The sequence below is a fragment of the Brevundimonas nasdae genome (assembly GCF_019395145.1).
Taxonomy (GTDB): Bacteria; Pseudomonadota; Alphaproteobacteria; order Caulobacterales; family Caulobacteraceae; genus Brevundimonas; species Brevundimonas nasdae.
This window is the reverse complement of the sequence record NZ_CP080034.1, coordinates 1,889,637-1,916,320: the sequence shown is the minus strand read 5'-3', so window position 1 is coordinate 1,916,320 and position 26,684 is coordinate 1,889,637. Positions and strand designations below refer to the sequence as shown.

At 66.6% G+C, this 26,684-nt stretch carries 32 protein-coding genes; 26 read left to right on the top strand and 6 right to left on the bottom strand.

Features of this window, described 5'->3' with window-relative positions:
• Positions 1–15: 15 nt before the first annotated feature.
• The 4 genes from KWG56_RS09340 to KWG56_RS09325 all read right to left on the bottom strand — a co-directional run bounded on the left by KWG56_RS09340 (position 16) and on the right by KWG56_RS09325 (position 3,385).
• Positions 16–921, bottom strand: a complete 906-nt coding sequence (locus KWG56_RS09340) for a cobalamin biosynthesis protein CbiG (RefSeq protein WP_201099310.1) — start codon at positions 919–921, stop codon at positions 16–18.
• Positions 922–1,050: 129 nt separating this feature from the next.
• Positions 1,051–1,566 (bottom strand): hypothetical protein, encoded by a 516-nt coding sequence (locus KWG56_RS09335; protein ID WP_219354550.1) that lies wholly within the window; start codon positions 1,564–1,566, stop codon positions 1,051–1,053.
• A 5-nt stretch (positions 1,567–1,571) separates the two neighbouring features.
• A complete protein-coding gene (locus KWG56_RS09330; protein ID WP_219354549.1) occupies positions 1,572–2,357 on the bottom strand; it encodes an exodeoxyribonuclease III in 786 nt (261 codons plus the stop codon).
• A 107-nt stretch (positions 2,358–2,464) separates the two neighbouring features.
• A complete protein-coding gene (locus tag KWG56_RS09325; protein ID WP_219354548.1) occupies positions 2,465–3,385 on the bottom strand; it encodes a hypothetical protein in 921 nt (306 codons plus the stop codon).
• A gap of 127 nt (positions 3,386–3,512) precedes the next feature.
• On the opposite strand from KWG56_RS09325, the gene KWG56_RS09320 reads away from it, so the two are divergent.
• The 7 genes from KWG56_RS09320 (at position 3,513) to KWG56_RS09290 (ending at position 8,908) form a co-directional block, all read left to right on the top strand.
• Positions 3,513–4,598 (top strand): MBL fold metallo-hydrolase, encoded by a 1,086-nt coding sequence (locus KWG56_RS09320; protein WP_244999448.1) that lies wholly within the window; start codon positions 3,513–3,515, stop codon positions 4,596–4,598.
• On the top strand, positions 4,595–5,368 hold the full coding sequence (locus KWG56_RS09315) for an enoyl-CoA hydratase (RefSeq protein ID WP_219354547.1): 774 nt from the start codon (positions 4,595–4,597) through the stop codon (positions 5,366–5,368). The genes KWG56_RS09320 and KWG56_RS09315 overlap by 4 nt, the downstream gene beginning before the upstream one ends.
• A 65-nt stretch (positions 5,369–5,433) precedes the next feature.
• A complete protein-coding gene (locus tag KWG56_RS09310) occupies positions 5,434–5,931 on the top strand; it encodes a GNAT family N-acetyltransferase (protein ID WP_219354546.1) in 498 nt (165 codons plus the stop codon).
• Between the two features lie 138 nt (positions 5,932–6,069).
• Complete coding sequence (locus KWG56_RS09305) at positions 6,070–6,456, top strand: transglutaminase-like cysteine peptidase (RefSeq protein WP_219354545.1); 387 nt, start codon at positions 6,070–6,072, stop codon at positions 6,454–6,456.
• A 51-nt stretch (positions 6,457–6,507) separates the two neighbouring features.
• Positions 6,508–7,050 (top strand): DUF1285 domain-containing protein, encoded by a 543-nt coding sequence (locus KWG56_RS09300; protein WP_219354544.1) that lies wholly within the window; start codon positions 6,508–6,510, stop codon positions 7,048–7,050.
• Entirely contained in the window at positions 7,047–7,709 is a 663-nt protein-coding gene (locus KWG56_RS09295) for a CoA pyrophosphatase (RefSeq protein WP_219354543.1), read from the top strand. The genes KWG56_RS09300 and KWG56_RS09295 overlap by 4 nt, the downstream gene beginning before the upstream one ends.
• A complete protein-coding gene (locus tag KWG56_RS09290; protein ID WP_373274048.1) occupies positions 7,706–8,908 on the top strand; it encodes a CCA tRNA nucleotidyltransferase in 1,203 nt (400 codons plus the stop codon). The genes KWG56_RS09295 and KWG56_RS09290 overlap by 4 nt, the downstream gene beginning before the upstream one ends.
• Before the next feature lie 202 nt (positions 8,909–9,110).
• On the opposite strand, the gene KWG56_RS09285 is transcribed toward KWG56_RS09290, so the two are convergent.
• On the bottom strand, positions 9,111–10,064 hold the full coding sequence (locus tag KWG56_RS09285) for an endonuclease/exonuclease/phosphatase family protein (RefSeq protein WP_219354542.1): 954 nt from the start codon (positions 10,062–10,064) through the stop codon (positions 9,111–9,113).
• 55 nt (positions 10,065–10,119) lie between these two features.
• Between KWG56_RS09285 and KWG56_RS09280 the strand changes: the two genes are divergently transcribed.
• The 18 genes from KWG56_RS09280 (at position 10,120) to KWG56_RS09195 (ending at position 25,014) form a co-directional block, all read left to right on the top strand.
• Positions 10,120–10,581, top strand: coding sequence for a DUF4112 domain-containing protein (locus tag KWG56_RS09280; RefSeq protein WP_219354541.1), 462 nt, complete (start codon positions 10,120–10,122; stop codon positions 10,579–10,581).
• 146 nt (positions 10,582–10,727) lie between these two features.
• Positions 10,728–12,377 carry a DUF2793 domain-containing protein gene (locus KWG56_RS18925; RefSeq protein WP_219354540.1) on the top strand — a complete coding sequence of 550 codons (1,650 nt, stop codon included), beginning with the start codon at positions 10,728–10,730 and terminating at the stop codon, positions 12,375–12,377.
• Positions 12,374–12,640 carry a hypothetical protein gene (locus tag KWG56_RS09270; RefSeq protein ID WP_219354539.1) on the top strand — a complete coding sequence of 89 codons (267 nt, stop codon included), beginning with the start codon at positions 12,374–12,376 and terminating at the stop codon, positions 12,638–12,640. Before KWG56_RS18925 ends, KWG56_RS09270 begins: the two co-directional genes overlap by 4 nt.
• Positions 12,637–13,020: a M15 family metallopeptidase gene (locus KWG56_RS09265; protein ID WP_219354538.1), complete on the top strand. Its 384-nt coding sequence runs from the start codon at positions 12,637–12,639 to the stop codon at positions 13,018–13,020. The genes KWG56_RS09270 and KWG56_RS09265 overlap by 4 nt, the downstream gene beginning before the upstream one ends.
• Complete coding sequence (locus tag KWG56_RS09260) at positions 13,017–13,475, top strand: hypothetical protein (protein ID WP_219354537.1); 459 nt, start codon at positions 13,017–13,019, stop codon at positions 13,473–13,475. The genes KWG56_RS09265 and KWG56_RS09260 overlap by 4 nt, the downstream gene beginning before the upstream one ends.
• Complete coding sequence (locus KWG56_RS09255; protein WP_219354536.1) at positions 13,441–13,614, top strand: hypothetical protein; 174 nt, start codon at positions 13,441–13,443, stop codon at positions 13,612–13,614. Before KWG56_RS09260 ends, KWG56_RS09255 begins: the two co-directional genes overlap by 35 nt.
• 236 nt (positions 13,615–13,850) lie before the next feature.
• Positions 13,851–14,786: a flagellin gene (locus KWG56_RS09250; protein WP_219354535.1), complete on the top strand. Its 936-nt coding sequence runs from the start codon at positions 13,851–13,853 to the stop codon at positions 14,784–14,786.
• A 235-nt stretch (positions 14,787–15,021) separates the two neighbouring features.
• On the top strand, positions 15,022–15,885 hold the full coding sequence (locus tag KWG56_RS09245; protein WP_201099350.1) for a flagellin N-terminal helical domain-containing protein: 864 nt from the start codon (positions 15,022–15,024) through the stop codon (positions 15,883–15,885).
• A 104-nt stretch (positions 15,886–15,989) separates the two neighbouring features.
• Complete coding sequence (locus KWG56_RS09240) at positions 15,990–16,811, top strand: flagellin (protein ID WP_219354534.1); 822 nt, start codon at positions 15,990–15,992, stop codon at positions 16,809–16,811.
• Positions 16,812–16,898: 87 nt separating this feature from the next.
• A complete protein-coding gene (locus KWG56_RS09235; protein ID WP_219354533.1) occupies positions 16,899–17,177 on the top strand; it encodes a FlaG family protein in 279 nt (92 codons plus the stop codon).
• A 154-nt stretch (positions 17,178–17,331) separates the two neighbouring features.
• The gene (locus tag KWG56_RS09230; RefSeq protein WP_219354532.1) at positions 17,332–18,165 is read left to right on the top strand and encodes a flagellin; all 834 of its coding nucleotides are present in this window, start codon (positions 17,332–17,334) and stop codon (positions 18,163–18,165) included.
• Between the two features lie 61 nt (positions 18,166–18,226).
• Positions 18,227–20,905 (top strand): NHL repeat-containing protein, encoded by a 2,679-nt coding sequence (locus KWG56_RS09225; protein WP_219354531.1) that lies wholly within the window; start codon positions 18,227–18,229, stop codon positions 20,903–20,905.
• Between the two features lie 81 nt (positions 20,906–20,986).
• Positions 20,987–21,667, top strand: coding sequence for a hypothetical protein (locus tag KWG56_RS09220; RefSeq protein WP_219354530.1), 681 nt, complete (start codon positions 20,987–20,989; stop codon positions 21,665–21,667).
• Positions 21,667–22,089 (top strand): hypothetical protein, encoded by a 423-nt coding sequence (locus KWG56_RS09215; RefSeq protein ID WP_219354529.1) that lies wholly within the window; start codon positions 21,667–21,669, stop codon positions 22,087–22,089. Before KWG56_RS09220 ends, KWG56_RS09215 begins: the two co-directional genes overlap by 1 nt.
• Positions 22,090–22,267: 178 nt before the next feature.
• Positions 22,268–22,768, top strand: coding sequence for a single-stranded DNA-binding protein (gene ssb, locus KWG56_RS09210; RefSeq protein ID WP_087119497.1), 501 nt, complete (start codon positions 22,268–22,270; stop codon positions 22,766–22,768).
• A gap of 85 nt (positions 22,769–22,853) precedes the next feature.
• Complete coding sequence (locus KWG56_RS09205) at positions 22,854–23,249, top strand: thiol-disulfide oxidoreductase DCC family protein (RefSeq protein WP_244999447.1); 396 nt, start codon at positions 22,854–22,856, stop codon at positions 23,247–23,249.
• Positions 23,246–24,547 (top strand): SDR family oxidoreductase, encoded by a 1,302-nt coding sequence (locus KWG56_RS09200; protein ID WP_219354527.1) that lies wholly within the window; start codon positions 23,246–23,248, stop codon positions 24,545–24,547. The genes KWG56_RS09205 and KWG56_RS09200 overlap by 4 nt, the downstream gene beginning before the upstream one ends.
• Positions 24,544–25,014, top strand: coding sequence for a DUF2269 family protein (locus tag KWG56_RS09195; protein WP_219354526.1), 471 nt, complete (start codon positions 24,544–24,546; stop codon positions 25,012–25,014). The genes KWG56_RS09200 and KWG56_RS09195 overlap by 4 nt, the downstream gene beginning before the upstream one ends.
• Here the strand turns inward: KWG56_RS09195 and KWG56_RS09190 are convergent.
• The gene (locus tag KWG56_RS09190; RefSeq protein WP_219354525.1) at positions 25,011–25,610 is read right to left on the bottom strand and encodes a nucleoside 2-deoxyribosyltransferase domain-containing protein; all 600 of its coding nucleotides are present in this window, start codon (positions 25,608–25,610) and stop codon (positions 25,011–25,013) included. The genes KWG56_RS09195 and KWG56_RS09190 overlap by 4 nt on opposite strands.
• 129 nt (positions 25,611–25,739) lie before the next feature.
• On the opposite strand from KWG56_RS09190, the gene KWG56_RS09185 reads away from it, so the two are divergent.
• Positions 25,740–26,666, top strand: a complete 927-nt coding sequence (locus KWG56_RS09185; RefSeq protein WP_201099507.1) for a DMT family transporter — start codon at positions 25,740–25,742, stop codon at positions 26,664–26,666.
• The last annotated feature ends 18 nt before the right edge of the window (positions 26,667–26,684 follow it).

Sequence of the window (26,684 nt, the reverse complement as noted above, 5' to 3'; positions counted from 1 at the left end):
TGGACAAACCCGGCGTCAGACGCCCAGAATCCAGCCTTCTTCCTGCTCGACCTGTTCGATCAGTTCCGGCGTCGCCGATGCGGGCGGCGCGAACTTGCCCGCCAGATCGCCCGCTTCGTCCAGCAGGGCCAGGGCCTCGGCGGTCGTGCGGACCTGGGCCTGGTCCTTGTATTCACCGTCGTTCGGCTTGGCGTTGAACATCGAGGGCCAGACCTCGACCACCAGGGCCGACAGCGGCTCGACGTCATCCGGCGTCAGGGCGCGCCAGCCGGTGCCGAACGGCCAGACGGCGCCGGACGGGCCAAGACTTTCCAACAGGCGGCGCACAGCCGGAATGCCGACTAGGGTCTGGCCGCCCACGGCGCCCGCGCCGTGCATCTGCCAGACGCTCTTGGGCTGGAGCCGTCCCTTGCGGGCCGCGTCCTCGGTGGCGCGGAACTCTGGGATGTCGGCGCCCGCGCCCGCCGGGGGCTTGGTCGTGGTCAGCCAACGCTGGGCCTGTTTGGCAGGCGCCCCCCACAGGGGCCAGGCTTCGTCCGTCATCAGACGGTTCATCTTGGCCGCGACCTGATAGCGGTTGTTGGTGTTGTCGGCCTTGTCGACGATGTTGGACGCGATGAATTTCCACATCGCCTGCCACGGCGCGCCCTCCAGCTTCAGCCGCTGGGCCGTGCCTTTGGGGTATCCGAAGTTGAAGTCCAGCCCGACCAGAACCCGGTCGCCGCGCTTGCGATGTTCGGCCAGAATGCTGGCCAGCAGGGCCTCGCCTTCCGCGCGCGTCGCGACGTTGTGCGTCTCGGTGTAGAGACGGAAACGCACATCGCGTTTGGCCACGCCGATCCACAGGGACGTATCGCCCAGCTTCTTGTTTTCAGCGGCGGTCCAGTCGGCGACGACATAGGCGTCGAAAAGGCGGGCCAAGGCGGCCTCCCAAATAAAAAGGCGTATAGTACAATGAACTGGCGCTTCTAACGTCCCATCGTGACAATCGAAAGAGGGGATTGTCGCCGATGAAACCGAACGGGCGTCGGCCGTGCCCGGTTGGGGATTTCAGCCCTTGAGCAAGGCTTCCAGATGCGACAGCCAGCGCCGTCCCAATCTCAAGGCCTCGCCAGGCGATCCGACCTGACCCGCGAACGTCGCATCCCATAACGCCAGTTCAAACTCGGGGTTGCGCGCGTCGGCGAACATCAGCCGCAGCACCACCTGTTCGGCGTCGGGCGCCAGGACATCCAGCGACTTGCGCACCTCGCCCCGACGCACCCGCGCGACCACATGGCCGTCGACGATGATCTCTCCGCCGTCTACCTCGTCAAACAGATAGGCCAGTCCGTCGGCGCCGTTGGCCCAGAGGATGACCACCTGTTCTTCGTCAAAGTTCAGGGCGCAGGCCTTGCCTTCGCCGGGCGACATGGTTTCGACTTCGGGTGCGCCGCCTATGGCTTTCAGAAGGGCGCGGTGCAGACGACGCGGCGGCTCCATCCACCACGAAAAGGCCAGGGCCACGGTCGTCAGCAGGGCGGCCGCCAGGGCGACCAGCAACACGACGCGCAGCGCATCCACCATGTCCGTCAGGCCTCCAGATCGAGATCAACCACCACCGGCACGTGGTCGCTGGGCTTGTCCATGTCGCGCGCGTCGCGATGGGTCTCGATGCTGCGGAAACGATCTGCGGCCTGCGGAGACAGCAGGGCGAAGTCGATGCGGATGCCATGGTCGCGCTGCCAGGCGCCGGCCTGATAGTCCCAGAAGGTGTAGGTCCCCGCCGGTTCGTCGCCCAGTTCATGGGAATCAGCCAGGCCCAGGTTCTTCAGGGCGCGGAAGGCCTGGCGGCTTTCGGGCTGGAACAGGGCGTCGCCGGTCCATGCGGACGGGTTCTTGGCGTCCACGGCCTCGGGGATGACATTATAGTCGCCGCACAGGGCCAGCGGCTCTTCGAACTTCAGAAGTTCGCGGGCATGGGCGTTCAGCCGGTCAAACCAGGCCAGCTTGTAGGCGAACTTCTCCGTGCCCAGCGGATTGCCGTTCGGCAGATAGATGGCCGCCACGCGGATGGGGCGGGGGCCCTCGACCACGGCTTCCAGATAGCGGGCCTGTTCGTCAGCCTCATCGCCCGGCAGGCCGCGCCGCACGTCCGACAGCCGGTGCTTCGACAGCAGGGCCACGCCGTTATAGCTCTTCTGGCCGTGGGTCTCGACGTTGTAGCCCAGGCTCTCGAAGGCCTCGCGCGGGAACTTTTCATCGACGCATTTGATCTCCTGGAAACAGGCCACGTCGGGCTTTGCCTGTTCCAGCCACGCCAGCACTGTGGGCAGGCGAGCATTGACGGAGTTCACGTTCCAGGTGGCGATGCGCATGACGGCGAGGCTAGGCTGCGTCACGGTTTGGGAAAAGAGGCCGTGAAACAAAAAGGCCGCCGGATCGCTCCGACGGCCCTTCATGCAGTGATTTGGCGCAGCGGCCCTTACGGACGGCCGCCTGCCGGAGCGGCTGCGGCCGCCGTCGTCAGGGTGCAGCCGCCACCGATCTGCTGGGCGGTGGCGCAGGGATAGACCTGTTGTACGACACGTTCGGCGTTGGTGCGGGCGATGAAGCCGTCGCCAGCCGCGCACTTGGCTTCATAGAACATGCCGTTGGCGTTCTGGCCCATCAGGCGGGCTTCAGTGACGTCGCAGGCGGCGGCGTCAGAGCCTGCCAGCCACTTCTTGACCGATGCGGCGATCTCGCCCGCCGTCGTCAGGCGGCAGGTTCCGCGCTCGGCCAGAACCTGAATGCATTCGGTCTTCTGCCAGGCGTTGTCGATCTTCTTGATCCAGTAGCCCTGTTCGCCAGAGCAGCCGATCTCATAGACGATGGCGCCTTCGTTGGACTTGCCGATGACGCTGGCGTCATCAACCGTGCAGGGCACGCCCGCTTGCTGAGCGTATTCACGCAGGAAACGCTGGGTGTCCAGGTTGGCGGCGATCGTGCACTGCGGCCCGACATCGGCTGCCGGGTTCGACGCGCGCAGGGTGGCGGCGGAATGGGCCAGGACGACGCAGTCCGTCACATTGGGCGGGGTCTTCGTCTCGATGATGTAGCCTGGGCCAGCGGCGCAGGCCATTTCGTAAACCGAAGTCCGTTCCGCCGTCGTGCCCAGAAGCTTGGCTTCAGTCACCTGGCAGCCGGTGTTGGCCAGAGTGGCCTGTTCCTGAGCGGCGGCCTGGATCTGTTCAGGCGTCATCTGCGGCGCGCGATCACGATTCCGGGCGCCCATCCGAGCGTTTCCTGAACCGCGAGTGGCGTTTTCGCGGGGGTCCTCGCGATTGGCCTGTGCTGCGACAGGGGCGACGGACGCGGCGCTGAAGGCCAGTGCGAGCAGCACGGCTGCGATGCGTAGTTTCATAGGAAACACCTTGGGGGCTGTGTCTTCGAAACTTTCGTGTGCCGACCTATTGGTTCGGGGTCAAGGCGTGGGTGGACGTGGCTACGACATCCGGCATAGAGTTCGTTAGTTGCGATTGGAGACGGACTTGCCCGACGGCGCCCAGAAACACGAAACGGCTGGTGAACGACGCGGCCCGAACTATCCGGTTCTGGAGGTTCCCGTCCCGGGGGCGGTGACAGAGGTTGCGCCTGGCGTCCTGTGGATGCGCCTGCCGCTGCCGTTCCAGCTGGATCACGTCAACGTCTATGCCGTGGCGGATGGCGCGGGCTGGGTGATCATCGACACCGGGCTGAAGACCGGGGTTTCGATCAAGGCCTGGTCCGAGGCGCTGGCGGGGCCTTTGGGCGGGCGGCCGGTCACGCGGATCATCTGCAGCCACATGCATCCCGATCACATAGGCCTGGCGGGCTGGCTGTGCGAGCGCACGGGCGCGCCGTTGCTGATGTCGCAGATCGAGTATCTGACCGGACGCATGCTGGCGGCGGAGGAGGGGGGCGATGCGCCTGCCGAGGGCGAGGTCTTCTATCGCGCCGCCGGATGGAGCGAGGCGCAGATCGCCAAATGGCGGGCGGAGTATGGGGGATTCGCCAAGGGTGTTTCGCCGATCCCGCGCGGCTATCAGCGCCTGAGCGAGGGCGACGTCCTGATCATCGGCGCCGACGAATGGACGGTGGTGATCGGGTCCGGCCACAGCCCTGAGCATGTCTGTCTGTGGCGCAAATCAGATGATGTCTTCATCGCCGGGGATCAGATTCTGCCGCGCATCTCGTCCAATGTGTCGGTCTGGCCGACCGAAGCGGATGCCGATCCGCTAGGCGACTGGATGGACTCGATCGAGAAGCTGCGCGCCCTGCTGCCGGAAGGCGCCTTCATCCTGCCTGCGCATGGCGAGCCGTTCTATGGCGTTCACCCGCGTCTGGACGCCTTGAAGCGTGGACATGAGACGGCGTTGAAACGGCTTGATCGGACCTTGGGGAAACCGGCTAGGGTCATTGACGCCTTCCCGGCGGTGTTCGGCCGCACCATCGGGGATGCGGTGCTGGGCATGGCGACGGGCGAGGCCCAGGCGCATCTGAACTATCTGGAACGGCGGGGCCGCGCGCGGCGCACGCGCGATGAAAACGGCGTCGACTGGTGGTCGGCGACGGACAAGAACGAGGAAACGACATGAGCGAACATATCCGCACCGAACTGTCGGATGGCGTGCTGAGCGTCACCCTGAACCGGGCCGACAAGAAGAACGCCATCACCCAGGCGATGTACGCCGCCCTGTCGGACGCGATGGAGCGGGCCAAGGCCGATGACGCCATTCGCGCGGTGCTGCTGCGCGCCGAGGGCGACAGCTTCTCTGCCGGCAATGACATCGGCGACTTCATCGCCATCGGTTCGCAGACCGAAAAGCCGTTCGACATGTCGGTGTTCCGCTATCTGAAGTCGCTGGCTGATCTGGACAAGCCGCTGGTGGCGGCGGTGAAGGGGCGGGCGGTCGGCATCGGCCTGACCATGCTGCTGCATTGCGATCTGGTGGTGGTGGCCGACGACGCCCTGCTGTCGGTGCCCTTCGTCAATCTGGCCCTGGCGCCCGAGGCGGCGTCCAGCCTGCTGCTGCCGGCGGCCATCGGTCATCAGCGCGCGTTCGAACTGTTCGCCCTGGGCGAGGTCATCGACGGCAGGACGGCGCTTGCGTGGGGATTGGCCAACCGCGCGGTTCCGGCGGGCGATGTCGATGCGACGGCGGCGGAACTGGCGGCCAAGGTCGCGGCGCGCGCGCCGAACTCGATCCGCAAGACCAAACGCCTGATGCGCGACGCTGAGGCGTTGTGGGTTCTGATGCAGCGTGAGGGCGAAGCCTTTGGCTCGCAGATGAAAAGCCCCGAGGCGATGGAGGCCTTCACCGCCTTCACCCAGAAGCGGGCGCCGGACTTCTCCAAGCTGGGCTGATCGCGGTCGCGCCTTGATTTGGCGCTGCTTTGGTCCTAGGTGCGCGCGCCCACACCGGAGCGCAGATGTCGCACGCCCTTGCCCTGTCGGCGGCCCACAGCCGCATTGAAGCCGAGACTGCGGCTGACGCCGAAGGCGTGGAGGCGCTGGTCATGGCCGCCTTCGGGCCGGGCCGTTTCGCCAAGACGGCGGAACGGCTGCGCGAAGGCTCGCGTGCGGCAGCGGGGTTCGTTGTTCGCGAGAGCGGACGGATCATCGGGTCGGTGCGTCTGTGGCCGGTGATGGTGGGGGAAACCCAGGCCCTGTTTCTGGGGCCGATCGCGGTTGACGCCGCCAGCCGCAGCGACGGCCTGGGCGCCGAACTGGTGCAGGCCTGCGTGGACTATGCCCGGACGGCGGGCATCGGCGGCATTCTGCTGGTCGGTGACCCGCCCTATTTCGGCAGGTTCGGCTTTGCGCCCGCGCCGGATGCCGTTCTGTCAGGACCGGTTGATCGGCGCCGCCTGCTGTGGCTGGGCGTTCAGGTCGAGACCGTGCAGGGCGCCGTCTCCATCGCCTTCTGAGGCCAGTCTCCCCCAGATTAACCGTCATCCCTAACCCGGATGGATGATACCCGTCCCCGAAGCGCCACCGCACGATGCATCCCCTGATTGGAGGTCGTGATGTTGCGGCGGCGAGGTGCTGGGATTCTGGGAGCGTTCGTGTTTTCGATCGCGATCTGGATGGCCCTTGTCTGCAGCGTGCTGGCGGCGACCGGCTCCGAGCAGCGGTTGATGGAGCGCATCAACCAGGCTGTGAACCGCGAACTCAGCTTCCAGCCGGATGAAGAGCAATACGGCCGTGACGTGATTGCGGTCGAGCCTTCATCGAAGCGCGGAGACTGTGACGACTATGTCTTCACCAAGCTGGCGCGCCTGTTTCAGGCAGGGTTTCCGGGGGAGCGGATGGCGGTGCTGCGGGTCACCAATGAAAAAGGCGCGCCCCATGCCGTGCTGATCATCGACGGAGACTGGGTGCTGGACAACCGCTTCGCCTGGATTGAGCACAAGGCGACGCTGGAGCGATACGGCTATCGGTTTCCCCTCTGATCGGCGCGAGCGGCGGTGACGAAACGCTCCGGCGCGCCTAAGTCATAGGGCATGACTGAGAAAAGCGGACTGGAAGCCGTCGCGGAGGCGGCGAAACAGGCGCCGGGGCGCGGCCTGCCGCCGGTGCATCTGTGGAATCCCGCGCACTGCGGCGACATCGACATACTGATCCGTGCGGACGGGGTGTGGATGCACGAGGGATCGCCCATCGGACGTGAGGCGCTGGTGCGGCTGTTCTCGACGGTGCTGAGAAAAGACCCCGACGGCTATCATCTGGTCACGCCGGTCGAGAAGATGCGGATCGAGGTCGAGGACCTGCCGTTCCGTGCGGTGTCGATGCAGCGGGACGGCGACGATCTGGTCTTCACTACTGACCTCGGTGATCAGGTGCGGGCTGGGGCGGATGATCCCATCGTGGTCGAGACCGACGCGGCGACCGGCGAACCCGCGCCGCGCGTGCATGTTCGGCGCGACCTGTGGGCGCGGATCGTACGGCCGGTCTTTTATGATCTGGTCGAGATGGCCGAAGAGGTCGATGGGCGGCTGGTGGTGCGCTCCGGCGGTCAGGCCTTTGACCTTGGGGCGCTGTCGTGAGCCTGGACACCCTTAGAGAACGGCTGGTCGAGCGTCTGGCCCCGGTTGAGACGTGGCGGCCCGACGCCAAGGGCGTGCGGTCGGATTTCGACCTGAACCCGATGGTCGAGCGGCCGGTGAAGACTTTGCGTCCCGCGGCGGTCTTGATCCCCATCGTGGCGCGGCCGGAAGGGGCGACTGTGCTGCTGACACGGCGGGCCGACACCCTGGCCAGCCATACGGGCCAGATCGCCTTTCCGGGCGGTCGTCTGGACCCCGGAGAGAATGCGGTTCACGCCGCCCTGCGCGAGGCCGATGAAGAGGTCGCGCTGAAACGCGACGCGGTCGAGGTTCTGGGCCTGTCCGACACCTATGAGACGGGGACCGGATTTCTGGTGACGCCGGTGATCGGCTGGCTGCGGAAGCCGCCGGTGGTGACCCCGTCGCCGGACGAGGTCGCGGAAGTGTTCGAAACGCCCTGGGACTTCCTGATGGACGCCGCCAACCATCGTCGCGACTTTTACGACATGGACGCGGGGCTCCGGCGCTGGTTCTGGGCGATGCCGTGGGGCGAACGCTACATCTGGGGCGTGACGGCCAGCATCCTGAAAGGCCTGCACGCCCGGCTGTACGGCGACGAGGCCGAACCGGACGCCGCGGCGGACGAGGACGCGGCGTGACGGTTTCGATGGCGGATCAGCCGTGGCTGACGGCGGCGGCGACGCGGACCGTGATGAAGGCGCTGGAGGCGGCGGGCGGTCCCGGCTGCGCGCGTTTTGTCGGCGGCTGCGTGCGAAACAGCCTGATGGGGCAGGGCGTCGACGACATCGACATCGCCACGCGGTTGCGGCCCGAACAGACGATTGCGGCCCTGAAGGCGGCGGGCCTGAAGGCCGTGCCGACCGGGGTTGAGCATGGCACGGTGACCGGCGTGTCGGAACGCCAACCCTATGAGATCACGACCCTGCGGCGCGACGTGGAGACGGACGGGCGGCGCGCGGTGGTGGCCTTCACCGAGGACTGGGCCGAGGATGCGGCGCGGCGGGATTTCCGGCTGAACGCCCTGTATGCCGACGCCGAAGGGACGGTTTTCGACCCGACCGACGGCGGGCTGGAGGATGCGGCGGCGGGGCGGATCGTCTTCGTCGGCGAGGCCGAGACACGCATTCGCGAAGACTATCTGCGGATCCTGCGGTTTTTCCGGTTTTACGCCTGGTACGGGCGGGGCGCGCCGGATGCGGTCGGGCTGGCGGCCTGCGGGGCGCTGAAGGACGGCATGGGCCAGTTGTCCGCCGAGCGGGTGTCCAAGGAGTTGCTGAAGCTGCTGGCCGCGCCTGATCCGCGCCCGTCCGTCCGGGCGATGCAGGACAGCGGGGTGCTGGCGCAGGTGTTGCCGGACGTGCAGCCGCTGGCCGTGTTTGAGGCCCTGTGCGGGCCGAGCGATGATCCGGTCCTGCGGCTGGCGGCCCTGCTGCCGGCGGATGAGGCGACGGTGGTGCGGATCGCGGGGGCTTTGCGCCTGTCGAATGCCGTGCGCGACAGGCTGGCGGCCATTGTCGCGGACGGGCCGACGGTTTCGCCGGGCATGGGCGAGGTCGCGGCGCGGGCGGCGATCTATCGACTGGGCCAGCGCGCGTTTCAGGATCGGCTGCGTTTGGCGCAAGCCGCGACGGGCGGCGACGGCGAGGCCTTGCGGCAGTTGGCCGAGGCCTGGTCCGCGCCCAGGATGCCGGTCGGCGGGCGTGAGCTGGCCAAGCTGGGGGTGAAGCCGGGGCCGGAGACTGGGCGCGTCCTGAAGGCATTTGAGGCGGGCTGGATCGCCGACGACTTCCCCGAGGACGGCCATGAGGACCGTCTGCGGGGGTTGCTCGCGAATTAAGCATTCTATCGACATTTTCAGTATGCCGACCTCCTAATTCGTCATTCCGGGGCTGAGCGGAGCGAAGAACCCGGAACCCAGGGGCGTAGTCGCTTTGCTGAAAGCGTTGGACGCTGGGCGCACGCCTCCTGGCTTCCGGGTTCGTCCTTCGGACGTCCCGGAATGACAGTTCGAGGCTGAATTTTGATTAGGTCTAAGCGTCCTATCGCGCCGCGCGGGTGAACTCGGTGATGACCGGGCGGTGATCCGAGCCCGTCGGCTGGCCGATGCGACGGCTGAGCAGGGCCAGGTCGGGCGAGCGATAGACCTGGTCGATGTTGATGTTGATGAAGGCAGGGGCCTGGCTGGGCCAGGTGCCGGGCCAGCCGGGCGCGGGGATCAGGCCCATGTCCGCCTGAATCTGTTTGCCGATGCGGGCGCTGGAGACGCTGTTGAAATCGCCTGCGACGATGACCGGATGATCGGGCGCGGCGAGGCGACGCTCGGTCAGGGCCATGACCTGGGTGATCTGGCCCCACTGATATTGATAGGGCCAGGGGCGGGTCAGGTGGACGCCGAAGACATTGAGCGGGCCAAGCGGGGTTTCGATCTCGGCGCCGACGGCCTGAAGCCCGTCCTGCCGGGACGGCAGCTTCTGGGTGATAGGGAAACGCGAAGCGATCACTGAACGCGAGGCGCCGGTGGTCGGGTCCAGACGGCCGTTGATGGCGCGATGGGGATATCCAGTCAGAAGCTCTTCGACATGGGCGGAGGGCGCTGCGCCGAACTCGACCAGCACGATGATGTCGGGATCGGCGGCGACGATGGAGCGGCGCATGGCCTGAACATTGGTGTTCTCGACCCACAGATTGGCGGAATAGAGCCGGATCACGGGCTGGCCGGGCTGGGGCGCGCCCCTGATCGGCGTCAGTTGCGGCCAGACGGCGACCAGCAGCGCCAGCGACGACAGAACCCCGACGGCGGCGGCGGGCCACAGGCGCACGATCAGACATATCAGGGTGAAGACGGCAGCGGCGACCAGCACCGGCGCCGTGAACTGGGCCAGAATGTCCACCCAACGATGGCCGATGCCGGACAGGGCGGCGACGCCGAACCCGGACAGGCCCACAAGGATCGCACTCGCAGCCAGATTGGCCGCCAGTTTCAGCAAGGACATCAAGGATTGCCTTTCGTTGTGAACGCTGATCCCAATGCGACGTTAGGGACGCGACATGGCCAAGCGCACGATCAGCGATATCGAGAACATCTGGTCCAATGTCGAGGGGATCAAGAAGTTGTCGGATCGTGTGATCGGTTTTGGACCGTTCGGCGTCGGCATGGACGGCCTGCTGACCTGGGTGCCGATCGTGGGCACCGTCTATACAGTGGGCACGGGCGGGTGGCTGATGTGGCAGGGCCTGCGCGCCAAGGCGACGCCTGCGACCCTGGCGCGGATGGCGGCCTATATGGCGGTGGATGCTGCGACCGGAACCGTGCCGATCGCAGGCGACGTGGTGGACACCTTCTTCCCTGGCCAGCTGCTGGCGGCAGGGGCGTTGCAGAAACATATCGAGTCCACCCACTGGGTCGAGGATTCTGAGGCCAACGCCAAGGCCAGCGGCGATCATGACAGGCATCTGGAGACGGTCCAGGCGGACAAGAAGCTGCGCCGCGTCGTCTATCTGCATGACTGAAATAGGTGCGAAAGCACGGGCCTGCGCGCGCAACTGGTCGAACGATCTTCATGTAAAACAATAGGCTGACTGGCGCGTCGGGCAATCTGCGCGCCTGAGTCCGGGGCGCGCACAGACTGATCTCCAACGACAACGGAGATCAGCCAATGAGCGACGACTTCAGCGCGCGTTTGGCCCTGCCTTATCTGGCGGCGGGGCAGATGCAGAAACATGTGACCCTGAATGAGGCCCTGACGCGGCTGGACGCCCTGACGGCGACAGCGGTGGCCAGCGCCACGACAGCGGCCCAGCCGTCTGATGCGGCGGACGGGGCGCTCTACATCCTGCCTGCGGGCGCGACGGGCGCCGCGTGGGTCGGGCGCGCAGCCGGGGCGCTGATGCGGTTCGAGGCGGGCGGCTGGACGCAGATCGCCGCGCCCGTCGGCCTGGTCGCGGTGGTGCTGGACACCCAGTCGGTCTTGGTGCGCGCGCCCGGCGAGTGGCGTTCGCTGGGCGGCCTGTTGGGCGAGGTGCAGAACCTGTCGCGTCTGGGCGTCGGCGCCACTGCGGATGCGGGCAATCCGGTCGCGGTCAAGGCGGGCAAGATGCTGTTCACCGCGCGGGAGGTCGAGGCGGGCGGCGACGGCGATCTGCGCATGACCCTGAACAAACAGAGCGCGGCGGACGTGTTGTCCCTGCTGTTCCAGAGCGGTTGGGGCGGACGGGCGGAATTGGGGTTGGTCGGGGATGATGACTTCAGCCTGAAGGTCAGCGCGGACGGCGGGACATGGACGCGCGCCTTCGCCGTGGACCGTGCGACCGGGCGCGTGGACTTCGATCAGGGCGCGACGCGGCGTGAAACGACCGTCTTCACGGCAAACGGCAGCTATGTCCCGCCCGTGTGGGCGCGATGGGTTGAGGCGGTGTGCGTCGGCGGCGGGGCGGGGGGCGGTTCCGGCATGGCGGGGGCTGCAGGTACGGCGCGCTTCGGCGGCGGGGGCGGCGGGGCCGGGGGCCTGAGCGAAGGACGCTGGCCTGCATCGGCCCTGAGCGCCGGGTTGGCGGTGACGGTCGGCGCAGGCGGCAACGGCGGCGCAGCGGCCAGCGGCGCAGGTGTGAACGGCGGCAATGGCGCCGACAGCCGTGTCGCCCTGAGCGGCGTCACCCTGCTGAGCGCAGCGGGCGGATCGGCGGGCGGCGGCGGCTCCGCCACAGCGGGCGCCTCAGGCGCAGGCGGTCTGGGCGCACGGTCGGCCAATGCGGGCGGCGTATCCTCGATCACGGCGACGGCAGGCGCCGGCGCGGCGACGACGTGCACCGATGGTCCGGGCGGCGGCGGCGCAGGCGGCGGACTGAGCGCGGCGGACGCCGAGCGGGCGGGCGGTGCGGGCGGGGCAGGCGCCTATGCAGGCTTGCGGGCCGCAGGCGGAACGGGCGGGGCGTCTGTCGGCGCCAGCGGTCAGGCTTCGGCCTCTCCCAACCTGTCCTGGGCTGGCGGCGGCGGCGGAGGAGGCGGGGCTTCGGCCAGCGCCAGCGGTTTCGCGGGCGCGACAGGGCGCAATCTTCGGCGCGGGCGGCGGCGGGGGCGGTGCAGGCCTGAACACCTCAGGCGCGGGCGGCGCAGGCGGCGGGGGCGTGGTTCGCATCACGGCCGTCGGATGACCGGGCGCCTGAAGACGCTGATGCGCCCGATCGAGGTGCTGGAGGACGAGGCCTGGGAGGTTCCCGACAGCCTGTCCGACGACGACTGGCGCGCCCAGAGCGGCTGGGACGGACGCCGCCCCGTGGACGGCATGAACGAGGAGGATGAGGGATGAGAAAACCCCATGAGGCGCCGCCCCTGGCCGAGGGCCGGTGGCTGTATCGGCGGCTGTACGCCTTTCTGGTCAGCGCGGGTCTGTGGGCCTTGCTGATGCGGACGGTCGGGCGGACGCCGCCGGAGAACCTGCCCCAGGTGGCGGATGGGCTGATGGGTCTGCTGGCCCTGATCCTGGTTCTGTATCTGGTCGCGCCGACGGCCCAGCAACTGGTCGCCCTGATCGCCAACGCCCGGCTTCGGCTGGGGGGAAGGCGGCTATGAGCTTTCGGCTTTCAACCCGGTCGCGCACGCGGCTGAAGGGCGTGCATCCGGCGCTGGTCGCGGTGGTGGAGGCGGCGCTGGCGCGGTCCTGCATCGACTTCATGGTCACCGAGGGCCTGCGGACGCCCGAGCGGCAGGCGGCGCTGGTCAAGGCGGGCGCCAGCCGCACCCAGAGGTCGCGTCACCTGACCGGCCATGCAGTCGATGTGGCGGCCCTGATCGACGGTCAGGTGCGCTGGGACTGGCCGCTGTATGGCCGGATCGCCGAGGCGTTCAAGGTGGCGGCCGCGGACTTGAAGACCCCCATCGTCTGGGGCGGCGACTGGACCAGTCTGCGCGATGGACCGCATTTCGAGCTGGATCGGAAGGTGTTCCCATGAGGATGTTCCGATTGCTGACGCCGCTGGGGTGGGCGTTTGCGGCGGCGGGCGTTCTCGGGGTCGGGCTGCTGTTGCTGGGCGGGGCGGGGTTCCGCTGGGATCCGTTCAATCACTCCCAGCGGCGGCTGGAGGCGGCGCAGGCTGAGGCCGAGCACGGTCGTCTGGAGGCGGCGGCGCGCAGACTGGAAACCGCCGCTGCAGTCCAACAGACCCGCCGCCTCGATCAGTTTCACCAACAACAGACGGCGACGGCGCGGACGACCGCCATCGCCGTCGACCAGGCCAGGAGCGCCGATGATGCCGAAACCCCTCTGGACGCCCGCCGCGCTGAGCGTCTGCGCGGCCATGACCGCGAACTGTGCCGTCTCGCCCCCGATCTCGATGGTTGCGCCGGTGCGGCTGGTCCTGCCGGAGGCGGCGATGCGGCCCTGCGCCCTGGCGGTGCTGCCGCCTGACCCCACCCTGGGCGATCTTGAGGCCGTCTATGTCGAGCGCGGCGCCCAGATTGTCGCCTGCGACGGCGCGCGTCGTCTGGCGGTGGAGACGCTCGAGGCCGAGCGAAACGCGAATGCGCTGCGCGCGAAGAAGCCCTGATCCGGCAGGTCAAGCTTAGCGGCAAAAACGGCCCGGCATTTTCTGCCCCATGCCGGGCGGGAAATGCCGAGTTGGGCGCTGAGGCCAGGGGAAATAATCAACAAAATCAGTGATGAATTCGTTGGAAAGGCACGCGTCAGACTGGCCTCGTCCTTGCTCCAGTGGATGCGGAGCAAAATGCTCTCGACCGCCAAAACGGCGTCGAAAAAACACAGAAGTGAAAAAGGACAGCCAAAATGGCTAACAGCATCAACGTGAACGCTGGCGCTCTCATCGCCTTGCAGAACCTGAACGCCACCAACAAGGCGCTCGAGGTCACACAAACGCGCGTCAATACCGGCCTGAAGGTTTCCTCGGCCAAAGATAACGGCGCCATCTTCGCCATCGCCACTGCCCAGCGCGCCGAAATGGGTGCTCAGGATGCGGTGCGCCAGTCCATGCAACGCGGTCAATCCATCCTCGACGTCGGTCTGGCGGCGGGCGATACGGTGACGGCTGCGCTGAATGAACTGAAGGGGATCGCGGTCGCCCTGGCCGACGCCCCCAAGACCTATGACGCTGCGGGCGCCGTCACGGGGCTGGGCGACAGCGGCAAGAAGCTGGTGGCGGACTTTGAAGCCATTGTGAAGGAAATCCACTCTGCCCTGGCCAACGCCAACTTCGATGGCGGCAACGTCTTCAAGAAGCAGACGACCGACCTGAAGGTCACGACCAATACGGGTGCGGCCAACAACACCTTCACCCTGAAGCTGGCTACGGACGATGCCGGGGCTGACGGTCTGGCCTTCGGCGCGGCTGCAGGAACCGCCGGCGCGGCGGGAACCTTCAATCAGGCCACCGGCGCCTGGGCGGCCAAGGCGAACGCAACGACCGGCACAGCGCCCTCGGCGCTGACTGACTATTCGGTGGCCAATGTCGAGGCTGCGATCACCTCCTTCTCGTCCACGCTGGCGGATTTGGGCACCAAGTCGAAGTCGCTGGATCGTCAACTGACCTTCGTCAACAAGCTGCAGGACTCGATGGAGACCGGCATCGGCAACCTGGTCGACGCCGATCTGGCCAAGGAAAGCGCGCGCCTGACCGCCCTGCAGACCAAGCAGCAACTGGGCGTGCAGGCCCTGTCTATCGCCAACTCGTCCAGCCAGATTCTGCTGAGCCTGTTCCGCAGCTGACCACTGGGTCAAATCTGCCGAGTTCTTTTTGAAAATCTATCGCTTGCGGCAACGGGTCGGCGGATTCCGCCGGCCCGCAAAGGAGGTTCATCGACGATTAACCACGCAGAACAACGATTTGGACACGCTTAAGGTCCAGGTTTACGGCTCGGAATATTCTTCCGACCCACCTGAGCAAAATGCTCCCTTCGGCAAAACGCCGTCGGCCCTCACGAAGTGAAAAAGGACAGCCAAAATGGCTAACAGCATCAATACGAACGGCGGGGCTCTTGTCGCCCTGCAAACTCTGAACGCCACCAACAAGGCGCTGGAGACCACGCAGAACCGGGTCAACACCGGCCTGAAGGTCTCTTCGGCCAAGGACAATGGCGCGATCTTCGCCATCGCCACGTCTCAGCGTGCAGAAATGGGCGCCCAGGACGCGGTGCGTCAGTCGCTGCAACGCGGTCAATCCATCGTCGACGTCGCCTTGGCGGCCGGCGACACGGTGACCAGCGCCCTGAAAGAGTTGAAGGGCCTTGCCGTCAGCATTCAGGACGACGCCGGTGACGGCGCGGGCGGCTTCAGCGAAAACGGCAAGAAGCTGGTCGCGGACTTTGAATCCATCATGAAGGAAGTTCACTCTGCGCTGGGCGGAGCGAAGTTCGATGGCGTCAACCTGTTCGCCGCGAACACGAACGCGATCCAGGTCACGACCAACACCTCCGGTGGCAAATTCGACCTGAAGGCTGCAGCCGGTGCGGCGACTGGCGCCAGCCTGCTTCTGGGCGGAACGGCTGCCAATGACGTCTGGTCGGCAGCAGCGACCGACGCCGCCAAGAAGACCGCCTATACGGCGGCCAACGTCGATACGGCCATCAACAGCTTCGCTTCGACCCTGGCCGACCTGGGCACCAAGTCCAAGTCGCTGGATCGTCAGGCGACCTTCGTCAGCAAGCTGCAGGACTCGCTGGAAACCGGCATCGGCAACCTGGTTGACGCCGATCTGGCTAAGGAAAGCGCGCGCCTGACCGCATTGCAGACCAAGCAGCAGCTGGGTGTGCAGGCGTTGTCGATCGCCAACTCGTCGAGCTCAATCCTGCTCGGCCTGTTCCGTTAACGCCGTGGGCGGGGTGAAAACCCCGTCCGATCACCTTTCCTGAGCAAAATGCTCCCTTCGGCAAAACGCCGTCGGCCCTCACGAAGTGAAAAAGGACAGCCAAAATGGCTAACAGCATCAATACGAACGGCGGGGCTCTTGTCGCCCTGCAAACTCTGAACGCCACCAACAAGGCGCTGGAGACCACGCAGAACCGGGTCAACACCGGCCTGAAGGTCTCTTCGGCCAAGGACAATGGCGCGATCTTCGCCATCGCCACGTCTCAGCGTGCAGAAATGGGCGCCCAGGACGCGGTGCGTCAGTCGCTGCAACGCGGTCAATCCATCGTCGACGTCGCCTTGGCGGCCGGCGACACGGTGACCAGCGCGTTGAACGAACTGAAGGGCCTCGCAGTCGCCATTCAGGATGCGGCTGCGGGCAGCGATACGGCCAACAAGCTAAACGCCGACTTCGACTCCATTGTTAAGGAGATCGGCTCGGCTCTGGGCGGCGCGAAGTTCGACGGCGTCAACCTGTTTAACGCCAACGCGGCGGCGATCCAGGTGACGACGAACACGTCGGGCGGCAAGTTCGACCTGAAGGCGATCACTGCAACTGCAACCGATCCCACCAAGGCGACGGGCGCGGGAGCTTATGATTTCGCCACCCTGACCGACCGTACTGCGGCCAATGTCGATAAGGCCATCAACAGCTTCGCTTCGACCCTTGCCGATCTCGGCACCAAGTCGAAGTCGCTGGATCGTCAGATGACCTTCGTCAACAAGCTGCAGGACTCGCTGGAAACCGGCATCGGCAATCTGGTCGACGCCGATCTGGCCAAGGAAAGCGCCCGCCTGACTGCATTGCAGACCAAGCAGCAGCTGGGTGTGCAGGCGCTGTCGATCGCCAACTCGTCGAGCTCGATCCTGCTCGGCCTGTTCCGCTAAGATGAAAAACTGGGGCGGTCCGCGTGGCCGTCCCAGTCGTTCGTTCCGGCCATGTAGAGGAGCGTGGATTCGTCCGCGCCGGGAGCCATGACAGACAATGCCGCAAGTGTAACGAGCGTACCGCCTATCACCACGCCGCCCGTTCCCGCCCAACCGGCCAATCAGCCGACGCAGGCGCGAAACGACAATAGCGACGCGGGTCGCTATCGTCTGACCATTGAGGCCGTCGGGGGTAATCGGTTCGTTTACAAGGTCCTGGATCGTGTGACGGGCGAGGTGATCCGGCAGTTGCCGCGTGAAGAAGTCGAAAAACTGATCAGCGACCCCGTCTATCGCAGGGGCGAGGTGGTCGACACCAAGGCCTAGGAGGGGCCGACAGCCGGGCCTGCGGGGAGGTCCGTCTGGTTTTCATCAACGCCGTCGGCTTGCCGGGGGCGCAATTATGGTTTCCGGGGCATTAACCATCTGATCACGACTCATGGTTAATGCTGACGCTAACAGAAGTCCGGGGCTCGAAGCCATGACCACCAGCGTCCACACCAACACCTCGGCGCTGATCGCGCTGCAGAACCTGAACCGCACCAACGACCAGTTGGCCGCCACCCAAAGCCGTGTGAACACCGGCCTGAAGGTTCAGGGCGCCAAGGACAACGCCGCTGTCTGGGCCGTCGCCCAGGGACAACGGGCGGACAGGGGCTCGCTGGAGGCGGTCACCACCAGCCTGAAACGCGCCACTTCGATTGCGGACGTATCCCTGGCCGCCGGGGAGCAGATTTCGGATCTGCTGATCGAGCTGAAGCAGAAGGCCACGGCCGCTGCGGACGAAAGCGCGACCCTGGCGATGCGCACGTCCTACAATGATGAGTTCCAGGCGCTGTTGAAGTCGATCAAGTCGTTTGCGGACAACGCCGTGTTCGATGGCGTCAACATCCTCAACGGCGCCGAAACCGATCCGATCAACTTCCTGGCCAGCGCGGATGGAGCCGAGACCATCGCCATGAAGCGCCAGGACATGAGCCTGACCGGCCTGGGCCTGGGCGGAGCGCCGGGCCCTGATCTGCTGGACAAGGCCAAGGCCGATGCGGCCCTGACGGCGATCAACACGGCGATCGCCACGAGCTCGGCCAATCTGGCGGAGTTGGGCGCGCAGGCCAAGCAGATCGAACGCCACACCACCTATGTCAGCAAGCTGTCCGACGCGCTGGAAGTCGGCATCGGCAATCTGGTGGACGCGGACCTGCCCAAGGAAAGCGCGCGTTTGCAGGCCCTGCAGGTCCAGCAGCAGCTGGGTGTTCAGGCCCTGTCGATCGCCAACCAGGCGCCGCAGATCATCCTGTCGCTGTTCAAGGGCTGACGGCGTGGCTTAAGGGTTCGTTATCACGGACTGCGGCACTGTAGAAAAGCGGAGCCGTGTGATGATCAACAACAGCTATCTGCTCGGTCTGTACGGCGCGACGAATCCCTATTCGTCCGGCGGACCCGCTCTGCCCAAACCCAAGACGCAGCCGACCGCGCCGTGGGCGTCGTCGGCGGCGACGACAAAGCCCAGCGACATGGTGCGCGCCGCCCTGGCCGGGCGTCGTCTGATCAACGAATCCGCCGTCAGCCTGGATATGGCGGGCGCATCGGCGGATTACCGCAAGCTGTTCGCCCTCTATCAGGGCCTGAACAGCCTCAGCGCCCTGGCCGACCGAGCCGGCGCCAAGGGCCTGACCAATCTGGAGGCCGACCAGCTTTCCCGCCGCTTTTCCGAAGGCCTGGCCGAGCTTTCGACCTATTTGTCGACGGCGGCGTTCTCGGACGTGCGTCTGGTCCAGGGCATCTCGCAGACGACGGTGAAGACCGGGGCCGCGATCGAAAAAGACCCTACCACCTATGTGACCCAGCCCATCCATGACGGCGCCCTGAGCGATCCGGTAAAGGCGTTTGAGGGGGACGTGCGGTTCGCGATCGGCGTGAAGTCCGGCTCAAGCACCAAAACCATCGCCATCGACCTGTCCGAGATGGGCGACACGCCCCGGACGATGGAAAACGTCGTCGATTACATCAACACCCAACTGAGCGACGCCGGGGTTCAGACCCGCATGGCGCGCGAGTTGATCCCGGCCCAGCCCAAGGTCATCAAGGCGGGCGACAAGAGCATCACCCTGCCTGCGGGGCCGGATCAATGGGCGCTGAAGGTGCGGGGCGGCACGGGCGAAACCGTCAGCTTCCAGGCCGTGGACACATCTGACGCCGTCTATGTGACCCAGGGCGTCGGCGCGAATAAAACCGCCCAACTTCTGAAGTTCCAGGTGGACGGCGGCGCTGCGCCTGCGGCCCAGCCGGGCGTCAACGGCTCGTTCTGGGTCGATGGACGGGTAGGGCAGACCAATCTTCCCGCAGGCGTCGACGCCATTCGCGCCAGCGCGGTCGGACCGGACGGGGCGTTGTGGGTGGTGGCGGACCTGACGTCCGGCGGAACCAACCAGCCGATCAAGGGCGCCCGCGACGTGGCCCTGATGAAGTTCGATTCGGCGGGAAACCTGCTGCAGACCAGTCTGCTGGGGGCGGCGTCCACGGCCAACGGCTATTCCATCGCCGTGGCGGACGACGGGCGTGTGGCGGTGGCGGGTTCCGTCATCGGCGCGCTGGAGCCGGGCAAGAGCGGGGATTCCCCGAAGACCGCCGACAGCTTCGTCACTGTGTTCGACAGCACCGGCAAGGAGATGTGGACCCAGCGTCGCGGGGCCAAGGCCGCCGATGAAGCGACCCAGGTCAGTTTCGGCCCGGACGGCGTGGTCTATGTCGCCGGTCGGTCGCAGTCGGCCATGCCGGGGACGACGGCGATCGGAGGCTGGGACTCCTATCTCCAGACCTTCAAGGAACAGAAGACCTCGGTCATCGGGCCGGTTACGGGCGTCAGCCTGTCGACGCTGCAGTTCGGTTCCACGGGCGATGATTCCGTCCAGGCCATGACCACGTCAGGCTCCAACATCTACACCGCCGGGGTTGAGAGCGGGCGTATTGTCGTGCGTCAGTTCACACTGGACGCCGCAGGCGTGCCGACCCTGGCCGCCACACGCGACCTGGGACGGGCCAACGGTCAGATCTCGGGCATCGCCGTCGAGAACGGCAAGGTGGTTCTGGCGGGCCAGACGGACAACCCGGCGCTGGACATCGGCACGGTCACCAACGCCCACGCAGGCGGCACGGACGTCTTTGTCGCCACGCTGTCGCTGGACCTGCAGGCCTCTGGCGACGACCGGCTGACCTATTTCGGCAGTGACGGAAACGACACCGCTGCGGATGTGGTGGTCAAGGACGGCAAGATCTGGATCACCGGCGCCCACCGCGACGCAGGCGCGGGCAAGACCGATCCGACCAGGGCCTATCTGGCGCGGCTGGACCTGGAGACGGGCGCGGTCGAGTACAATCAGACCTGGCGCGGCGACAATGATCAGGCGACGCCCAGCACCATCAGCATCGTATCCGGCGGCGCCAGCGTTCTGGATCGGCTGGGCCTGCCGCAGGGCGAGGTCATGCAGTCGGAATCCAAGCTTCTGACCGTCGCGACCTCGGCGCGGGCCGGGGATCAGTTCACCATCACGCCAGCGGGCGGCGGCCGGGCGGTGACGGTGACCATCGACGACAAGGACACGCTGGACACCCTGGCCAAGAAGATCACCAACGCCTCGAACCGCCAATTGAAGGTGACGGTCATCACCGATTCCAAGGTGAACCCGCCTGTGCAGCGGCTGCAGATCGTTGCGGCGGACAACAAGGAGGGGGCCGTGATCTCGGCGGGGGCGGCGGGCAAGGACGCGCTGGCGGCCCTGGGTCTGACGCCCGGGTTCGTCGGCAAGACGGGCGACAAGTCGGCCAAGACCTATGGCCTGAACCTGTCCAACACCTTGAACCTGAATGATCCGGCCAGCATCAAGGCGGCCATCGACAGTCTGGCGTCAGCCATGACCATCGTGCGGTCGGCCTACCGGTCGCTGGGGCCGCAGACGTCCACGAACAACACCATGACGGGCAAAGGCTCGTCGACCGCCTACCAGCAGGCGCAGCAGGCCAGTTATCAGGCGGCGCTGAACCGTCTGCTGGCCTAAAGCCGGTTCACGCCGCCCGTTGGCGGTTGACGCCTGGCGCCCCCTCGGGGTTATTGAACGCCTCAACCGCGAAAGCCCCCTATGGCCCTTCCGAAAGACAACCGCGTCATCATCGCCATTGGTGCGGCGGTGGTGATCCTCGCCGCCGTTGTGCTGGCTCTGATCTTTACGGGCGGGGGCGACAAGACGCCCGAGGCGCCGCCTGCATCGCGCGGCGGCCTGACCGTCGATCTAGCCGAGGCCCCGTCGCTGGAGCCGACGCGCGAACTGCGCTGCTTCGTCAATGGCCAGTTCGTGGGTTTGGCGACCCTGGCGGCCTGCGCCCAGAAGAACGGTCTGGCCACGGATGCGCTGGATGTGGGTCTGGACGCCACGGGCGCCCTGGCCGCCGCCCCGACGGCATCCTTTGCGCCGCCGCCCGAGGCGCCGCCGGTGCTGACGGTTGAACCTGATCCCACGACAGTCCTGCCGTCGCCCGATCGTCCGGTTAAGCCGGTGACGGCGCCGTCTTCCGGCGGCACCCAGTGCCTGCGCCATACCGGCGACGACTGGCGCGTCCTGTCGACGGGCATGAGCCTGAACGCCTGTGTTCAGGCCCTGTACGCCGGAACCTGCGTCCGTCCGGGCGAGGCGCAATACGGCCGCTGGGGCGACACCACCCTGCGTCTGGTGCCGCGCCGGGTCGAACAGTCGAACGACAACATCCGTTTCCGCACCCTGGCCGAACAGGACCGCAACTGCCAATTCACGGGGATGAACTGATGCGCGCGCTAGCAGTCACCGCCATCGTCGGCGCGGCCCTTCTGGGGGCGTGCAGCAACCAGCCCAAGTTCAAGTTCGAGCCGGGCGTCTGCTATTATGTCGCCGAGCCGACCTCCAACACGCCCAAGCTGCAGAAGCTGGCGGACGGTCAGGCCCAGCTGGAGTTGTGCGCTGCGCGTCTGGAGGAGATGCGTCTGCGCTTCCTGCGCATGGGCGGGTCGAACAATGAGGTGACCGGCGCCTATCAGGGGCGTTTCATCTTCATCGACCGCGAGGGCGTGAAGATCTCCAAGACCCTGACCGGCAGCCGCTTCTTCTCAATGGCGCGCACGGGCGACGGACGTCTGGCGATCCCGGGCGCGATCCAGCGTGATGAGACCGGCCGCCCCGTGGCGGTCGCGGCCGAGCCCGTCGCGCCATAACGACGTTGCGCGCAGGGACTTGCGTAGCGTGAACAAAGGTGGAACATTTGGTTAATCCACCGATTTGGCGGGCTTGGTGACGAAAGCGGCTGGCGGTGATCCGCCGCGCCTCTAAGACATCCGGCTGAATTAAGGGACGCACGACCTGGTCGGCCTCCCGCACGAGAAGGAAGAAGTCATGGCTGGATCAGTCAACAAGGTCATTCTGGTCGGTAATCTGGGCCGCGACCCGGAAATCCGCTCCATGCCGAACGGCGACCGCATCGCCAACCTGTCGATTGCGACCTCGGAAACCTGGCGCGACAAGTCCTCGGGCGAGCGCAAGGAAAAAACCGAATGGCACCGCGTCGTCATCTTCAACGACAACATCGTCAAGGTCGTTGAGAACTATGTGAAGAAGGGCTCGACCGTCTATATCGAGGGCGCGCTTCAGACCCGCAAATGGACCGACCAGCAGGGCGTCGAGAAATACTCGACCGAGATCGTGGTCAGCCGCTTCAAGGGTGAACTGACCATGCTGGGCGGCCGTTCGGAAGGCGGTTCGTCGGGCGGCGGTTACGGCGGCGGCGGCGGTGGTCGCGGCGACGACGACTATTCGTCGGGCTTCTCGACCGGCGGCGCCAACAAGCCCAGCGGTCCCAAGGAAAGCTACGACCTGAACGACGACATTCCGTTCTAAGAGGCATCAGGCGGTGGGGCGGTCTGCGTACAGTTATCGCGACGACCCCGCCGTTCCTGCGTTTCCGGACGACCGGCCTCTGGTTTTGTTCGACGGAGATTGCGCGCTGTGCTCCGGCTCGGCGCGCAAGATCCTGAAGGCGGATCGGACTGGCGTCTTCCGGCTGGCCCCGACCCAGTCCGAACTGGGGCGGGCGCTGTTGGTCCACTATGGCGTAGACCCTGACGATCCCTACACCATGCTGCTGGTTCAGGACGGGCGCGCGCATGAGCGCACCGACGCCGTTCTGGCCATCGCCGCGCGACTGCCGATGCCGTGGCGCCTCGCCGTGGTCGGGCGGATCGTACCGCGGTTCATCCGCGATTTCTTCTATGACTTCGTCGCCCGCCGTCGCCGCCGGTTTCCCGGTCAGGCCTGGTGCGCCATGCCTGAGGCGGGCGCATCGGCGGGGCGAGACTTGGCGGATCGGGTGCTGGGATGAGCGGGCGGGTTCTGGTGCTGGGCGCCAACGGCTTCATCGGCTCGCATCTGGCGGCGGCCCTTTCGGCTGACGGCTGGAGCGTGCGAGCGGGTGCACGCCGCATCGCTGAACCCGCGCGCCGGGCGCCAGACTTCGACTGGGTGGCGACGGACTTTTCCAGGCTGACGACGACTGAGGCCTGGGCGCCGTTGCTGGCGGGCGTTTCGGCGGTGGTGAACTGCGTCGGCGTGCTGCAGGACGGCGGCGGCGACAGCACCCGCGCCGCCCACGTCGACGGCCCCCGCGCCCTGATCGCGGCGTGCGAGGCTGTGGGCGTGTCGCGCCTGATCCATATCTCCGCCGTGGGCGCAGACGATGCGGCCGGCACCGACTATGCGCGGACCAAGGCTGAGACGGAACGTCTGGTTCAGGCCAGCAGTCTGGACTGGCTGATCCTGCGGCCGTCGCTGGTGGTGGATCGGGCGGCGTTCGGCGGCACGGGGCTGATCCGCGCGTTGGCGGCCTTTCCGCTGATCATCCCGGTGGTGGGGGGCGATCAGAGCTTCCGCCCGATCCCTCTGGGCGACCTCAGCGCCGCCGTCGTGGCGGCCCTGAAGCTCGGCGCCGTCTCACGCGAGACGCTGGACATGCCGGGACCGGAGGCGGTGACCATGGCCCAGACGGTGCGTCTGTATCGCGGCTGGATGGGGTTAAGGCCTGCGCCGGTGGTGCGTGTCCCGCGTGCTTTGGCGGCGCCCGCATTGGCGGTAGGCGACCTGCTGGGGCGGCTGGGCTGGTCGTCGCCGATCCGCACCACGGCGATCAAGCAGATGGATCACGACGTGTCCGGCCATGACAGCGGTTGGGCCGAGCGGTTGGGAGTGGCCTCGCGCGGGTTTTCGCGGTTTCTGGCCGAGACCCCGGCCTCGGTCCAGGATGTCTGGCACGCGCGGCTGTGGTTCGTTCGTCCGGTCGCCATCGCCACCCTGGGGTTGTTCTGGCTGGTGACCGGCCTGATCAGTTTCGGCCCCGGCTGGAACGGCGCCGTCGCCATACTGCATGAGGGCGGTTACGGCGGCTGGTCCGGGCCGGTCGCCTGGTGGGGCGCGCTGCTGGACGTGGTGCTGGGTCTGGCCCTGTTCGTGCGGCCCTGGACGGCGCGGGTGGCCGTCTTCATGTGTCTGGCCACGGTCGGCTATCTGATCGCCGGGACGCTGAGCCTGCCGCACTATTGGATTGATCCGCTGGGGCCGTGGCTGAAGGTCTTGCCGATGATGGCCCTGTGCCTGTTCGTCGCCGCCACGGACGCCCGCCGATGAGCCTCTATGTCCTGCTGAAGATCATCCACATCCTGTCTGGCGCGGTGCTGTTCGGCACCGGCGCGGGCATCGCCTTCTTCATGCTGCGCGCCCATGCGACCAAGGATGCGAAGACGGTGGCGGATGTCGGCAAGATCGTCGTTCTGGCCGATTTCGTCTTCACCGCCAGCGCCGTGGTGGTCCAGCCGATCAGCGGTCTGGGCCTGATCAATCTGCAGGGCTGGTCGCTGACCAGTCCGTGGCTGCTGGCGGCCTACGGCCTGTATGTTCTGATCGGCGTGTGCTGGTTGCCGGTGGTGTGGATCCAGTATCGGATGATGAAGCTGGCCGAGCGGGCGGCGGGGCAGGGCGCGCCGTTGCCGCCCGCCTATCACCGCCTGTTCCGCTGGTGGTTCGGTCTGGGCTGGCCCGCCTTTGCAGGGGTGCTGGCCATCTATTGGCTGATGGTGGCCAAGCCGGAGTTCTAGGGCCGGGCGTTGAAACGGCTGCGTGCGCCTGCTGCGGCCAGCGCTTCGCGGACGGCGACGGTCAATTCGTCCATCGTCGCCACCTGACGCACGCCATAGGCGGCTGAGGTGATGTCGACATTGCCCTTTCGCCAGAACCCGTCGGGGGCCAGAACGATCAGTTTTCCGCCCCGCGCGTGCAGGCCCATCTCCAGCAGGCTGACGGGGCTTTGCGTGCCGGGCGCGAAATACATGACGATGACGTCGGCGGCCTCAAGCGCGTTCAGCTCCCACTCGACCTGGCGACGGAACTCGGGTTCGTCGGCGTCGGGTCGCCAGGCGGGGTTCCAGTCGGGACGGCGCGGATTCAGGATGACGACATCCATGTCGGACAGGGCCGCCGTCATGGCGGCCTGCCAGTCCGGCGCGCCGCCCATGTCGATGCTGCCGCCCAGAAAGACGCGCGGACGCCGGTTGTCGATGGGCAGGGGCTGGGGCGAGGTCACCAGCAGCGGGCCCTGCGCCACCTGGGGCTGGGCCTGAGTCTGGGCCAGGGCGGGGGTGGACAGAAGGCTCAGCGCCAGAAGGCTCGCAGCGGCGGTGAATGACGGCTTCATCAGGCGGCCTCTCGATTCAGGAATGCGGCGACATAGCATTGCGGGTCCGAAAGGGCAGGGTGGTCAGCGAAAGGAATGCTCATTGAACGTGAGGCGCGGCCGGGCGCCGTCTGTGGCATTCGGTTCGACATGACCGCCGCCCAGCCCGCACCGAAGCCGACGCCTGCAAAGCCCCATGCCCTGACCGGTCTGGAGATCGCCGCCATTGTGGCGATCATCGTGGTGTGGGGGGTGAACAATGCGGGCGCCAAACTGGCGACCGAGCATCTCAGCCCGCTGCTGGTCGGGGCGATCCGGTTCGGCATCGCCAGCGCCTGTCTGTTCGCCTTTGTGCGGCCGCCGTTTCCCGACTGGAAAAGCCTGCTGATCATCGTGCTGGTGGGCGGGCCGATCCAGTATGGGCTGGTCTATACGGCCTATTGGCTGGCGCAGGACATCAGCCCGGTGACCGTAGCAAACCAGTTGTGGATTCCCTTCACCTCCCTGTTTGCCTTCCTGATTTTGGGCGAGCGGTTGAGCCGGGGCGCGCTGGTCGGCATGGGCATCGCCTTTGTCGGGGTGGCCTGGATGACGCTGGACGCCCACGCGCTGCAGGACTGGCGCGCGATTCTGGTGGGGATTTCCGCAGGCGCGGCCTGGGCGCTGGCGACGGTGGTGGCGCGGCGCACGACCTCCATCCCGCCGCTGAAGATGCAGGGGCTGCTGGCGGTGGGAACCCTGCCGGTGCTGGCGTTCGGCTCCTTGGTGTTCGAGCATGATCAGATTGACGCCATCCGCGCCGCGCCGCCGATGGTCTGGGTTTCGCTGATCTGGGCCGGGGTGGTGTCGTCTGTTCTGGCCACGACACTGTTGTTCTGGCTGGTTCAGCGACGCGAGGCGGGGCGGGTGACGCCCTATCTGCTGGCGACGCCCGTGGTGTCGATTCTGATCGGATGGACCCTGATGAACGACGTGCTGACGCCGCAGATTCTGACCGGCGCCGCCATCGCCATGGGCGGGGTCGTGCTGGTGGCCCTGGCCGAACGGGGCTTGCGCGCGGGGGCCGCCAAGGCTTGATCTGTCTCCTGAGCAGAT